Consider the following 14,323-nt stretch of genomic DNA (forward strand, 5'->3'; position numbering starts at 1 on the left):
ATATCATGAAAACGATACATACGGATGAAGCACCGGCAGCAATCGGACCATATTCACAAGGCGTGATCGTGGATAAGTTATTTTTCAGTTCAGGACAGATCCCACTTACTGCTTCTGGTGAGATGGTGACAGGGAATGTCAAGGAACAAACACACCAGGTCTTTAAGAATCTCCAAGCTGTATTGAAAGAAGCTGGGGCTTCATTGGAAACTGTCATTAAGGCTACAGTATTCATTAAAAGTATGGACGATTTCGGTTCGATTAATGAAATATACGGAGAATATTTTTCTGCTCACAAACCTGCTCGCTCTTGTGTAGAGGTTGCTCGGCTTCCGAAAGACGCACTAGTGGAAATAGAAGTGGTAGCGCTCGTTAAATAAACGGGCGTTTTTTTATTTTTTTAAAGGGCAATTCGTAATGGGTAATTTTCCTTTAATATAAGGGTGATTTTTAGTGTTTTAAAAAACTAGGCTGAATTTTCTAAAAAAATTACAGATAATAGAAGGAGTTCACGTTTTTTTGTTGAATATGTACTTTAAGTTTTAACAACAACAAAAAGGGATGGTGAGCTTAAATGGAAGTAACTGACGTAAGATTACGCCGTGTGAATACGGACGGTCGTATGAGAGCTATCGCATCAATTACACTGGATAATGAATTTGTGGTTCATGATATTCGTGTGATCGACGGAAACAATGGTTTATTTGTAGCAATGCCAAGTAAACGAACTCCAGATGGAGAATTCCGGGATATCGCTCATCCAATCAATTCATCGACACGCGGGAAAATTCAAGAAGCTGTCTTGACAGAATATCATCGATTGGGAGAACTTGAAACTGAATTAGAGGAAGCTGGAGCAGGTGCTTCTTAAAATAACTTTACTTTTAAACTTTAAATTTATAATTCGTGCATCTAGAGCCTACTTCATAAGTAGTGCTCTTTTTTATTTATTCAAAAACGGATAAGTTTAGAACTTGTCCGCTCATCACGCAGACATTTACTTTAATGAATTGTTAAACCTACGTTGTTATCTTCAAAAGTTTAAGTACCCGTTCTTTTTAATTTTTAAACCTTTTTGTCCACCAAGATATTGAAATTCCTGTAAGCGGGATTTAAGGTATACCACTTACTCTAGCCATCTGGCTGAAGATGAAATGAATTGGTAACCTGATTTCGGAATGGGAGTTAACAAAGGGTGAAGTATGCCCAAATGGCTTGTACATAGGGCATGGCGCACCATGGCAGTGTTTTGGGATAATGGGGGTTGGCTGGTGTTATAAAAGGCAGGAGACATTGTTTCTGTATTATGCTGTTAATGAAAATGACATCGAAAATGATGTAAAATAATTCTCCAAGGTCCAATAATAACATTTTTAACCTTGTCGGAAATCGAACTTTTTTCACCTGATCGGTTGACAATTATATGTACTTTTAATTGTTACCTTGAAAAGAATCACTATTTGAGATAATATTTTTAGTGGATAAAAAGGTGAAAATGGAGGCCTGTTATGAGTAATCGCTATGCAATAATATTGGCCGCTGGGCAAGGTACTAGGATGAAATCTAAGCTTTATAAGGTTTTGCACCCTGTTTGCGGGAAACCAATGGTACAACATGTTATCGATCAAGTCAATCAACTTCAAATAGAAGAAATTGTAACAGTCATCGGCCATGGAGCTGAAAAAGTTCAAGAACAACTTGGTGATTCATGCAAGTATGCCTTACAAGAACAGCAATTAGGTACGGCACATGCTGTAATGCAAGCGGAAAGCGTTTTATCCGCAAAAAGTGGTACGACCCTTGTTATTTGCGGTGATACACCTCTGATTAAAGCGGAAACGATGAAAGAGCTTATAGCATTGCATGAGCAAAGTCAGGCGAAAGCAACAATCTTAACAGCATATGCAGATAACCCTGCTGGCTATGGAAGGGTCCTTCGCGGTGAAGGCGGACTTGTAGAAAAAATCGTCGAGCATAAGGATGCCTCTGATGAAGAAAGATATGTTAAGGAAATAAATACCGGTACATATTGCTTCGACAATCAAGCATTATTTAGCGCGCTGAAAAAAGTTTCAAATGAAAATGTCCAGGGAGAATATTACTTACCGGATGTTATTGAAATCTTAAAAGAAGAAGGCGAAGTGGTGACGGCTTTCCAATCCAGTGATTTCGAAGAGACATTGGGTGTGAATGACCGTGTAGCTTTATCGCAGGCTGAGCAAGTTTTACGGAAACGCATCAATGAAACGCATATGAGGAATGGTGTAACGATCATCGATCCGCTTACAACGTTCATTGAAGCGGATGTGCAAATCGGACAGGATACAGTCATTAACCCTGGGTCATTCATTAAAGGAAAAAGTATTATCGGGCAGGATTGCTTAATTGGCCCAAATTCGGAAATCAGTAATTGTGAAATTGGTGATGGAACGGAAGTCCTCCAATCGGTTGTACATGAAAGCAGTATTGGAAGTTTTGTAAAAATCGGTCCATTCGCACATGTTAGACCTCAATCAGATATTAAGGATTCCGTTAAGATCGGTAATTTTGTCGAAATTAAAAAGACCGTTTTTGGCAAAGGAAGCAAGGTATCGCATTTGAGTTATATTGGTGATGCAGAGGTTGGGGAGAATGTTAATATAGGCTGTGGATCTATTACCGTGAATTACGACGGGAAAAATAAATATTTGACGAAGATTGAAGACAATGTTTTCATAGGCTGTAATTCTAATCTAGTTGCACCTGTAACGGTAGGAGAAGGAGCATATGTAGCTGCTGGGTCAACCATCACGCAAGATGTACCGCAGGATGCCCTATCCGTTGCTCGGGCTCGTCAAGTTAACAAAGAAGATTATGTAAAGAATTTGAAATTTAATAAATAACCGACGGAGGTCATCATGTCAAATCAGTATTTAGATCCTAATTTAAAAGTATTCTCTTTAAATTCAAACTTCGATTTAGCTCAGGAAATTGCTGCTGCAATCGGTGTTGAACTTGGAAAATGTAGCGTAACAAGTTTCAGTGACGGTGAAGTTCAGATTAATATTGAAGAAAGTATTCGTGGCTGTGACGTATACGTAATCCAATCAACAAGCCAACCAGTCAATGAAAATTTAATGGAACTTTTAATTATGATCGATGCTCTTAAACGTGCTTCAGCTAAAACGATCAATATTGTAATGCCATATTACGGTTATGCCCGACAAGATCGTAAAGCGCGTGCGCGTGAACCAATTACAGCTAAACTTGTCGCAAATCTTTTAGAAACGGCTGGTGCCCACCGTGTAATCACATTAGATCTTCACGCACCACAAATTCAAGGTTTCTTCGATATTCTGATCGATCACCTAGTTGCTGTTCCGATTTTAGCTGATTTCTTCAAGGAAAAAGATTTAAGTGATATCGTCATCGTTTCCCCAGATCATGGCGGTGTAACACGTGCCCGTAAAATGGCCGATCGCCTAAAAGCGCCGATCGCCATTATCGATAAGCGCCGTCCAAGACCGAACGTGGCTGAAGTCATGAACATCATTGGTAATATTGAAGGGAAGACAGCAATACTGATTGATGACATCATCGATACTGCAGGAACTATTACACTAGCGGCCAATGCCCTTGTGGAGAATGGCGCTAAAGCAGTGTATGCTTGTTGTACACACCCAGTCCTTTCAGGTCCTGCCATCGAAAGGATTCAAAATTCAACGATCAAGGAATTGGTCGTGACTAACTCGATTGCCCTATCTGAAGATAAGAAAATCGATAAAATTGTTGGACTTTCTGTAGCACCTTTGATTGCAGAAGCAATTATTCGTGTGCATGAGGAACAATCAGTCAGCACATTATTCGATTGATAACATAATAAACAAAAATACGGCGGGCCATCGGGCTCGCCGTGTTTTTGTTTAAAAGTTTCAGAATATACTTAATTCTTAGTTGACAGATGAGAATAGTAATAATAAAATAGCTATACAAATTCAATTCATATTCATGGAATGAAAATCGTACTAACGCAGGTACATACTGGTTAACGCCGATCGGACTACCGAAGGCTCCTTTTCACTTACCAATAGAACATTAGGCATCATTTTGCCCTATTGTCTTATCGGTGAAGGAAAGGAGCCTTTTATTTTTATATAAATAGTTTAAGAAGGGTGTGCAGAATATGAAGAAAAAACGAAAGATATGGCTGCTGTCCATCTTCAGCATCTTCATGCTGATAGTAAGTGCATGTGGGCAGGAAAAGAACAGTTCCACAAGTGCTGACGCAAAAGAATCAGAGAAAACCATCCGAATCGGTTATCAAAAATTCGGGACATTAAATATTTTAAAATCAAAAGGGAATCTGGAAACACGTTTAAAAGAAGTGGGATATACCGTCGATTGGACTGAATTCCCTGCAGGACCTCAGCTGCTTGAAGCCTTGAATGTCGGCAGCCTTGATTTTGGGCACACAGGGGAGGCGCCGCCGATATTTGCACAGGCAGCCAAGGCTCCGCTTGTCTATATTGCCAATCAACCGGCAAACCCATCGGGAGAGGCCATAGTCGTACAAAAGGATTCACCCATTAAAAATGTGAAAGATTTAAAGGGAAAGAAGGTTGGTTTGAATAAAGGTTCCAATGTTCATTATTTATTGGTCAAAGCTTTAGAGGAAGCAGGACTTACTCTTGATGATATTACCCCGGTCTACTTGCCACCGGCAGATGCGAGGGCCGCTTTTGAGGGACACCAAATTGATGCCTGGGTAATATGGGATCCATTTTTATCAGCGGCGGAATTGGAACTTGAAACGAAAACGATCCGGGATGGAGAAGGACTGGTGGCGAATCGTGAATTCTTCTTGGCAGCTGATTCATTTGCCGGGAACGAAGAGGCTTTGAAGATTATTAAAGAAGAACTGATAAAAGTTGATAAATGGATTGAAGAAAACCCAAGGGATGTCGCTGAGTTTTTATCTCCGGAAATTGGAATGAGTGTGGAGGCATTGGAAAAAACATTAAAAAGAAAAGAATATGGACTTGAGGAGATTTCCAGTACGGTTTTAGATGATCAACAAAAGATTGCCGATACTTTTTACAATCTTAAATTAATACCAAGCAAGATTAATGTTCAAGATGCATCTGCAGATGTTAAAAAAAATTAAGGGGGAAATAAAATGAAAGTATTTTGGTTTTTGCCATCACATGGGGAAAGTCGTTATTTAGGATCGACAAAGGGAGGGAGGGCAATCACGCTCCCTTATTTAAAACAAATAGCACAGGCTGTCGACCATTTGGGATTTGAAGGGGCTTTGCTTCCGACGGGACGATCCTGTGAGGATGCTTGGGTAGTGGGTTCTTCATTGATTTCCGCAACGGAAAGAATGAAATTTTTAGTTGCGATCCGTCCAGGTTTAATGTCGCCAACCTTGGCTGCCAGGATGGCCTCGAGCTTCGACCGGCTGTCGAATGGCCGTCTCTTGATCAATGTAGTGACTGGAGGGGATCCGGTCGAATTGGCAGGTGATGGCGTATTTCTGAATCATGGGGAACGCTATGGGCAAACAGATGAATTTCTTGATATATGGAGAAAGGAAATGTCCGGGGATAATGTGGACTTTGAAGGGGAGCACCTAAAGGTTGAAGGCGGGAATATCCTGTTGCCATCTGTACAAAAACCGTACCCACCGCTCTATTTCGGAGGTTCATCCGACCCGGCCATCAATATAGCAGGAAAGCATATTGATGTGTATTTGACTTGGGGTGAGCCCGTGGTGCAAGTGGCTGAAAAAATTGAAAAGGTACGTAAAAAGGCAGCAGAACATGGACGTGAGGTCAGGTTTGGCATAAGGATGCATGTCATCGTAAGAGAAACTGAAGAAGAAGCTTGGCAGGCAGCGGACGAACTCATTAAATATGTGGATGATGAAATGATTGAAAATTCGCAAAATATTTTTGAAAGATTTGATTCGGTGGGCCAGAAGCGGATGTCGCAACTCCATAACGGAAACAGGGATTCGCTTGAAATCAGCCCTAACCTATGGGCAGGTGTAGGTCTTGTGCGCGGGGGCGCCGGTACGGCACTAGTCGGGAGTGCGGAAAATGTTGCTGCCAGAATGAAGGAATATGAAGAAATCGGAATAGAATCCTTTGTTTTATCTGGATACCCTCATCTTGAAGAAGCGTATAGAGTTGCGGAATTATTATTCCCTTTGCTCCCTGTTGAACGGCTGCAAGGTCCCGTTTCAAAAGCTACGAGCCCATTCGGGGAAATACTGGCTAATGACCACTACCCTACAAAAGGAAGTGAAATTGAAGATGCAGAAAAAGTTAAACAAAAAGTTCAATAGGTTCCACCTCATATCATGGCTTGTGCCCATTCTCCTTTTGGTAACTTGGCAGCTGCTGTCTTTGTGGGGAATTTTGTCGGATCGGATATTGCCTGCCCCGACTGAAGTGTTTCAAGCAGGTGTCGCTTTATTGGGGACAGGTGAACTTATTGATTATATCGGCATCAGTGCTCAGCGTGCCTTCATCGGCTTTTTAATAGGCGGGGTCATTGGTTTTGTACTGGGTTTATTAAATGGATTATCATCCATTGCTGAAACCTTATTCGATACCTCGCTTCAGATGTTGCGTAACATTCCGCATTTAGCTTTAATACCGCTGGTGATTCTATGGTTTGGTATAGAAGAAGAAGCGAAAATCTTCCTTGTCGCCTTAGGGGTTCTGTTTCCTATCTATTTAAATACATTTCATGGAGTGAAATCGGTGGATAGGGAATTAATCGAAGCGGCGAGGGTTTATGGGTTAAGTGGTTTTTCTTTATTCTGGAATGTGATCCTCCCTGCAGCCTTTCCATCCATTTTGGTGGGTATCCGCTTCTCCCTTGGAATCATGTGGGTCACATTAATTGTCGCAGAAACTATATCCGCCAATTCCGGAATAGGATATATGGCTATGAATGCCCGGGAATTCATGAGGATGGATATTGTTGTTCTAAGTATCCTCTTATATGCCTTATTGGGAAAAATATCGGACGTTGCGGCCAAAATAATTGAAAAAAGATGCTTAAAGTGGCATCCATCATACCAATGAGGAGGTCATTTGCATGAAAAGTGGAAATTCGTTGGAGTTGCAGGGTGTAAGAAAGGATTTTGGGGAGTTTGAAGTATTAAAGGGAATGGACCTTACTTTTAAAAAAGGGGAATTCGTAGCCATTGTCGGTAAGAGTGGATGTGGAAAGAGCACATTGCTTCGTCTTGTGGCAGGACTGGAAAAGCCCACGGACGGGCAGATACTGGTGAATGGAAAGCCATTGAATGGATTAAATAAATCGTCACGTACGATGTTTCAGGATGGAAGGCTGTTTCCTTGGAAAAAAATCCTTGAAAATATTGGTGTAGGCTTAAAAGGGGAATGGAAGCCAAATGCTATGGAATTACTGGAGCAAGTGGGTCTTGCAGATCGAGCAAATGAGTGGCCGTCCGTTTTATCTGGGGGGCAGAAACAAAGGGTGGCATTAGCGAGGGCATTGGTGAACCAACCTGACATACTCCTCTTGGATGAGCCGTTAGGGGCATTGGATGCTTTGACGAGAATTGGCATGCAAAGGCTTATTGAAGAACTATGGAGGAAAAGGGACTTTACTGCCTTGCTTGTTACACATGATGTTGAAGAAGCTGTAATGCTTGCCGACCGTGTCATATTAATCAAAGAAGGCAAAGTCGTCATGAATAAGGAAATCAATCTGCCGAGACCGCGGAAAAAGGATAGCATTCAATATTCATCACTAGCAGCCCAAATCCTTAACCGGGTGATGCAAGTTGAGGGGGAAATGGAAAAAAAGGCGATTCGCGCTTGAATCAGAGAAAAAAATGAAAAAAGATTTTGCAGCAAATTCCTATGTTTACCATATGTTTATCACCTTCTTGCTCCCTTCGGATTTTACCTTTCATGTTTAATGATTCGCCATTTAGGGAAATGTTAAATATAGAGAAACTTGCAATTCATATTCAGGAAGGCGGAGGATGTATGAGTAATATATTAGCTGCAAAAGAACGTACGGATTCAAAACACTCTAATTTAAGGAATTTGAGAGAAAACGGCGAAATCCCTGCGATAGTATATGGCAATAAAAATGACAGTACGGCCATTTCAGTCAATAATATTGAGCTTCAAAAGACAATTAAAGAAATAGGCCGTAATGGAATCATTTCTTTGGACTTGGAAGGTAAGAATTACAAAGTCATGCTCTCTGACTATCAAAAGGATCCAATAAAGAACTCCATTTATCATGCAGACTTTTTAATTGTAGATATGTCCGCCCAATTACAGGCACAAGTACGCATTAACCTTGTCGGTGTTTGTAAAGGCGTGAAAGACGGCGGGGTCCTTCAGCAGTCTCTTCATGAAGTGACGGTTACAGCTAAACCTAATGACATTCCTGACTCCATCGATGTTGACGTTACCGAACTTCAGGTAGGAGATACAATCTACATATCCGATATCCAAACGAATAAACAAGTTACAATCGGCAACGATGGTGAAGAAGTCGTTGCATCTGTTTTGGCTCCTCGCCAGGAAGAGGAAATAAGTACAGGTGAACAGCAAGATGGAGGTATCCCTGAAAATGAAGAAGGCAGGGAAACCAAGGCATCACCAGAGTCATGATGCCGGGATTAAACAAGTGAATCGTGATATAATAGGCGTAGCTCTTAACGAGTTACGTCTTTTCAATCTCTGGATGCATCCATTTAAGCCGGACCATTTTTTCGTGATGGACTCCTTTAATTCGGGTTTTCCTAATTAGTTCTCCGGTCGCTTGCAGGCAAGGTTGAAATTAGGGTACTATTTTTCTAAGGTCAATGATCTTGGAAAAACTTCGTCCCAGCGTAACTCCCTAAATAACCGTAATGACGGAGTGTGAATCATGAAAATTATTGTAGGGTTAGGGAACCCAGGTAAACAATATGAAAAAACTCGGCATAACGTCGGATTTGAAGTAATAGATGAGTTATCCAAAAGATGGTCGATCCCACTTGATCAAGCAAAGCATAAGGGGATCTATGGTGTAGGAATGGTAAAGGGAGAAAAAGTTTTATTGCTTAAACCCTTAACCTACATGAATTTGTCAGGAGAATCCATTTCAGCTGTCATGCATTTCTTTAAGGTGGATATCACGGATGTTGTCATTATATATGATGACCTTGATTTGCCTCCAGGGAAGCTTCGCCTTCGTCAAAAAGGAAGTGCAGGCGGTCATAATGGGATAAAATCTTCAATTGCCCATTTGGGTACGCAAGAATTCAATCGAATCAGAATAGGCATTGGCCGCCCGATTGGCCGTATTCCGGTATCTGACTATGTTTTAGGGCGTTTTTCGCCTGAAGAATGGGATCATGTCGGGGCAACGATCGAAAAGAGCGCAGCTTCTTGTGAAGCCTGGTTGGGAAAACCATTTCTACAGGTCATGAACGAATATAACCAATAAGCAGAGAGTAGATATAAGTAAAGAATAATATCTTCCTGTTTCGCTGAATAAAACCCCTCTACTTTTGTACATACTAACACTATTACTAAAATAGGGGGTTACCAAATGGCTCTCCATTATCGATGCCGACATTGCGGAACTAAGCTGGGCTCAATCGAGGCACACTCACTGAGTACGGAGCAGTTAGGTTTTAATCAACTTACCGATGAAGAGCGACAAGAGATGATCGTTTATGATTCTGAAGGGGATATGCATGTAAGGGCGATATGTGAAGACTGTCATGAATCGCTGCAAAGAAACCCTGATTTATATGAAAACGATTATATTATTCATTAGCGGGAGAGGGCTTTGGACAAAATCCAAAGCATTTTTCCGTTTGTCTGGAATACCAGGGCACAAAAAAATGCCGTTAATAAAAAGGACGCTTGGTTAAATGGCCAAGTTCTAATACAAAGATTTCAAATGGTTTTCGCACGTTAAGAGAGGGGGGAAAGAAAATGAATGGATTACAGAACTTGTTCTCCAAACAAGATGATGTTCATTCGTTAATAGCCGGCATCGATGAAGGACTTAAGGAGCAAATCGTCGCTGGTCTGACAGGTTCCTCGAGATCACTATTGCTGGCTTCCGTATATGAAAAGACGAATAGGCCTATTTTATTGGTTACCCATAATTTATTGCAAGCACAAAAATTCCATGAGGACTTATCCAGTTTCATTCCCGAGGAAGAATTATATATATATCCAGCCAATGAATTGATCGCGGCTGATTTGAGTGTAGCCAGCCCGGAATTAAGGGCTCAACGTGTAGAGGCATTGAACTTTTGGGCGGAAGGAAAGAAAGGGATTGTCATTGCGCCAATTCCCGGGGTGCGTCGTGTGCTTCCTCCAAAGGATATTTGGAAGAGGCATCAGCTAGCGTTTAATTTAGGGGAAGACATCGAGCTTGAACCAACGCTTAATAAATTCATTGCCATGGGTTATAACCGGTCTGAAATGGTTGCTTCTCCAGGTGAATTCAGTATCAGGGGCGGCATAATCGATATTTATCCGATCACCGAACCTAATCCAATACGAATTGAATTATTCGATACCGAAATAGATTCAATAAGGACCTTTTCAAGCGAAGATCAGCGATCCATCGAGAAACTTAAGAAGGTGACGATTGGTCCCGTCAGTGAGGCTTTGCTAGAGACAGAGCATATCGAAAGAATCATAACAAGGCTCGAGAGCGGATTAAGTAAAAGCTTGAAGAAACTTAAAGACGAGAAAACCAAGGAGCAGCTGGTTCAAACGGTCAGTTATGAACTTGAACAGCTGAAAATGGGGAATATACCCGACAAAATCTTTAAATACTTAAGTTTAGCGTATGAAGATCCAGCTAGTTTAATAGATTATTTACCGGTAAATGGTTTGGTTTTCTTAGATGAAATCAGTAGAATCCAGGAAATCAATGATTCTTTGGAAAAGGAAGAGGCTGGGTGGTACACGGACCTTTTAAGTCAGGGACAAATTATCCATGACATAAAATTGGCTCATCCCATGCAGGAATTAATAGTGAAATCCAGCAGGCCGTTTGTATACCTTTCATTGTTTTTACGGCATGTACCTCATACGAATCCTCAGAATATCCTGAATTTTGCCAGTAAACAAATGCAAAATTTCCATGGACAGATGAATGTGTTCAAAGCTGAACTGGAACGTTGGAAAAAAGGGAAATATACAGTCGTCATACTTGGACAGGATGAAGAACGGGTAAAAAAGCTGCATTCGGTTTTAGCCGATTATGATATAGAGGCAGCAGAACTGTTTAATGCGAACAGCATTCTTCCAGGTAAAGTACAGATTTTACGCGGCAGTCTGAATAGCGGTTTTGAATTACCTATGCAAAAGTTCAGTATCATTACGGAAACGGAATTGTTTAATAAAAAGTCAAAGAAATCAGTACGGAGACAGAAACTATCGAATGCGGAGCGAATCAAGAGTTATTCCGAACTGAAGATCGGTGACTATGTCGTTCATGTTAATCACGGTATCGGTAAATACTTGGGTATTGAAACCCTTACGATAAATGGGGTCCATAAAGATTACCTGAATATTCGTTATCAAGCGGATGACAAATTATATGTTCCTGTCGACCAAATTGATCTTGTCCAAAAATATGTCGGTTCTGAAGGAAAGGAACCGAAGCTCTATAAGCTAGGCGGAACGGAATGGAAACGTGTCAAAAGCAAGGTTCAATCATCTGTTGAGAACATTGCCGATGATTTAATCAAGTTATACGCAGAGAGGGAAGCGGCAAAGGGCTATGCCTTTTCACCTGATGGTGATATGCAGAGAGAATTCGAAACATCATTCGCTTATAACGAAACGGAAGATCAATTACGTTCCATAGTCGAAATCAAAAAGGATATGGAACGGGAACGGCCGATGGATCGTTTATTATGCGGTGATGTTGGATATGGGAAGACAGAAGTGGCCATCCGGGCCGCTTTTAAAGCCATAATGGATGGCAAGCAGGTTGCATTTCTTGTTCCGACCACAATCCTCGCCCAGCAGCATTATGAAACATTAAGGGAGCGTTTTCAGGATTATCCGATTTCGATTGGTCATATGAGCCGTTTCCGGACTAAAAAACAGCAAACCGAGACGATCAAGGGATTGAAGGCCGGCACGGTGGATATCGTGGTTGGCACGCATAGGATTTTATCCAAAGATATCGTGTACCGCGATTTGGGATTGCTTATTATTGATGAAGAACAGCGCTTTGGCGTTACACATAAGGAAAAGATCAAACGGTTAAAAACTAATGTGGATGTACTGACTTTGACTGCGACGCCGATTCCGAGGACACTTCATATGTCCATGTTGGGCGTGAGGGATCTGTCCGTCATCGAAACACCGCCTGAGAACCGGTTCCCGATCCAAACTTATGTCATGGAGTATAATGGCTCATTGGTAACGGAAGCGATAGAACGGGAATTGGCCAGGGGTGGTCAGGTTTATTTCCTTTACAATCGGGTAGAGGATATAGCAAGAAAAGCAGAAGAAATTTCCATGCTGGTGCCCGATGCCCGTGTCACCTATGCTCATGGGCAAATGACAGAGCAAGAACTGGAAGCCGTCATGTTCGGCTTTTTAGAAGGTGAATATGATGTTTTGGTAAGTACAACCATTATAGAGACAGGTGTCGATATCCCGAATGTCAATACGCTTATCGTGAATGAAGCGGATAGAATGGGACTTTCACAACTCTATCAGCTGCGTGGGCGTGTAGGACGTTCCAATCGGGTGGCATATGCATTCTTCACTTATAGGAAAGATAAAGTGTTGACGGAAGTGGCAGAAAAACGTCTTCAATCCATTAAGGAATTTACAGAATTGGGTTCAGGGTTCAAAATCGCGATGCGTGATTTATCCATTAGGGGAGCTGGGAACATTCTAGGGGCTCAACAACATGGCTTCATCGATTCAGTTGGTTTTGATCTGTATTCACAAATGCTGAAAGAAGCGGTAGATGCGAAACGTAATGACCAACCAGCCGAAGAAAAGAACACCCTTGAAATCGACGTAGAAGTGGATGCTTATATCCCTGATGCCTACATAATGGATGGACATCAGAAAATAGAAATGTATAAAAGGTTCAGAGGTATTGCTTCGCTTGAAGAAGTGGAAGAATTACAGGATGAAATGATCGATCGTTTCGGAGAGTATCCAGAAGAAGTTTCCTATTTATTCATGATTGCCGAAATGAAGGTATATGCTGAAAAGGCCGGAATTGAAAGCATTAAGCAATTAAAGCAGGAAATCAGCATTATCCTTAGGGAAAAGGTCAGCAGCAATGTGGATGGACAAAAGGTGTTCGAGCTGGGATCGAAGTATGGCAGTATGGTCGGCTTCGGCATGGACGGCAATAGAATGAAGCTGGTCCTGCACATAAAAGGCGTAGAACAAAGCAAATGGCTTAATATCTTATTTGAGATGACCAAGGGTTTACAGTATGTAAAAAAAGAGACGCAAGCCACAAAAAACTAAAATTGAATGATAGTCCTCTTGAAGAATTTTTTTAGGTACCATGGTAAAAAAATGCAACAAAAAGAAAAATTTTTTCAAAGTGCATAGAACTTACCATTAGAAAAATACTAAGTACAATAGCTGGTGATGATTTTGCTGCAAAATGAGGATTTATCAAATCAATTAGATGAAAGTGAGGCAACATTAGATGAAAGCAACTGGTATCGTTCGCCGAATTGATGATTTAGGAAGAGTCGTCATCCCAAAAGAAATTCGCAGGACCCTCCGTATCCGTGAAGGAGATCCACTAGAAATATTTGTGGATAGAGATGGAGAAGTCATCCTTAAGAAATACTCTCCTATTAGTGAATTAGGCGATTTTGCTAGGGAATATGCAGAAGCACTTTATGATAGCCTTGGAAACCCAGTTATGATTTGTGACAGGGATACTTACATTGCAGTGGCAGGCGGCTCCAAAAAAGAATACTTAAATAAAAGTGTTAGTGAACTAGTGGAAAAAATCATGGAAGAAAGAAATCCTGTCCTCGAGTCTCCGAACGGACAAGTTTCATTCGTTGATTCCAATGATGAAGAGGTCCAATCTTATACTGCAGCTCCGATCATTGCGAGTGGCGACCCGATTGGTGCCGTCTTGATTTTCTCTAAAGATAGTACCATTGGTGAAGTGGAACAGAAATCGGTTGAAACAGCAGCAAGCTTCCTAGCTAGGCAAATGGAACAGTAACTTCGGACATGCCATTATATTTTTAAAGGTGGAAAGGGCAGCAATCGTGCTGTCCTTTTTGCAATTCTAAAAAAAGAGGATATGGAAAATAATT

Annotated in this window: 13 protein-coding genes; all 13 read left to right on the top strand. The window is 41.2% G+C overall.

The window, feature by feature from the left end:
• Positions 1 to 2 precede the first annotated feature (2 nt).
• The 13 genes from V3595_RS25150 to spoVT all read left to right on the top strand — a co-directional run bounded on the left by V3595_RS25150 (position 3) and on the right by spoVT (position 14,229).
• On the top strand, positions 3 to 380 hold the full coding sequence (locus V3595_RS25150; RefSeq protein ID WP_170971529.1) for a RidA family protein: 378 nt from the start codon (positions 3 to 5) through the stop codon (positions 378 to 380).
• A 194-nt stretch (positions 381 to 574) separates the two neighbouring features.
• On the top strand, positions 575 to 871 hold the full coding sequence (gene spoVG, locus V3595_RS25155) for a septation regulator SpoVG (protein WP_034316332.1): 297 nt from the start codon (positions 575 to 577) through the stop codon (positions 869 to 871).
• Between the two features lie 637 nt (positions 872 to 1,508).
• The gene (gene glmU / locus V3595_RS25160) at positions 1,509 to 2,882 is read left to right on the top strand and encodes a bifunctional UDP-N-acetylglucosamine diphosphorylase/glucosamine-1-phosphate N-acetyltransferase GlmU (protein WP_485910376.1); all 1,374 of its coding nucleotides are present in this window, start codon (positions 1,509 to 1,511) and stop codon (positions 2,880 to 2,882) included.
• A gap of 15 nt (positions 2,883 to 2,897) precedes the next feature.
• On the top strand, positions 2,898 to 3,851 hold the full coding sequence (locus V3595_RS25165) for a ribose-phosphate diphosphokinase (protein ID WP_061440331.1): 954 nt from the start codon (positions 2,898 to 2,900) through the stop codon (positions 3,849 to 3,851).
• A 311-nt stretch (positions 3,852 to 4,162) separates the two neighbouring features.
• A complete protein-coding gene (locus V3595_RS25170; RefSeq protein WP_485910378.1) occupies positions 4,163 to 5,143 on the top strand; it encodes a sulfonate ABC transporter substrate-binding protein in 981 nt (326 codons plus the stop codon).
• 12 nt (positions 5,144 to 5,155) lie between these two features.
• The gene (gene ssuD, locus V3595_RS25175) at positions 5,156 to 6,328 is read left to right on the top strand and encodes an FMNH2-dependent alkanesulfonate monooxygenase (protein ID WP_485910380.1); all 1,173 of its coding nucleotides are present in this window, start codon (positions 5,156 to 5,158) and stop codon (positions 6,326 to 6,328) included.
• Positions 6,297 to 7,076 (top strand): aliphatic sulfonate ABC transporter permease SsuC, encoded by a 780-nt coding sequence (gene ssuC, locus V3595_RS25180; protein WP_485910382.1) that lies wholly within the window; start codon positions 6,297 to 6,299, stop codon positions 7,074 to 7,076. Before ssuD ends, ssuC begins: the two co-directional genes overlap by 32 nt.
• A gap of 13 nt (positions 7,077 to 7,089) precedes the next feature.
• Positions 7,090 to 7,842, top strand: a complete 753-nt coding sequence (locus V3595_RS25185) for an ATP-binding cassette domain-containing protein (protein ID WP_485910384.1) — start codon at positions 7,090 to 7,092, stop codon at positions 7,840 to 7,842.
• Between the two features lie 170 nt (positions 7,843 to 8,012).
• Entirely contained in the window at positions 8,013 to 8,651 is a 639-nt protein-coding gene (locus V3595_RS25190) for a 50S ribosomal protein L25/general stress protein Ctc (protein WP_350300849.1), read from the top strand.
• A 259-nt stretch (positions 8,652 to 8,910) separates the two neighbouring features.
• Complete coding sequence (pth, locus tag V3595_RS25195; RefSeq protein WP_485910386.1) at positions 8,911 to 9,471, top strand: aminoacyl-tRNA hydrolase; 561 nt, start codon at positions 8,911 to 8,913, stop codon at positions 9,469 to 9,471.
• Between the two features lie 105 nt (positions 9,472 to 9,576).
• Positions 9,577 to 9,807 (top strand): anti-sigma-F factor Fin, encoded by a 231-nt coding sequence (fin, locus tag V3595_RS25200; protein ID WP_034316319.1) that lies wholly within the window; start codon positions 9,577 to 9,579, stop codon positions 9,805 to 9,807.
• Positions 9,808 to 9,968: 161 nt separating this feature from the next.
• Entirely contained in the window at positions 9,969 to 13,505 is a 3,537-nt protein-coding gene (gene mfd, locus V3595_RS25205) for a transcription-repair coupling factor (RefSeq protein ID WP_485910388.1), read from the top strand.
• Between the two features lie 187 nt (positions 13,506 to 13,692).
• Positions 13,693 to 14,229, top strand: coding sequence for a stage V sporulation protein T (spoVT, locus tag V3595_RS25210; protein WP_063574550.1), 537 nt, complete (start codon positions 13,693 to 13,695; stop codon positions 14,227 to 14,229).
• Positions 14,230 to 14,323 lie beyond the last annotated feature (94 nt).

The organism is Bacillus sp. CFBP9009 (assembly GCF_036541465.1).
In the GTDB taxonomy this organism is placed as follows: Bacteria; Bacillota; Bacilli; order Bacillales; family DSM-1321; genus Peribacillus.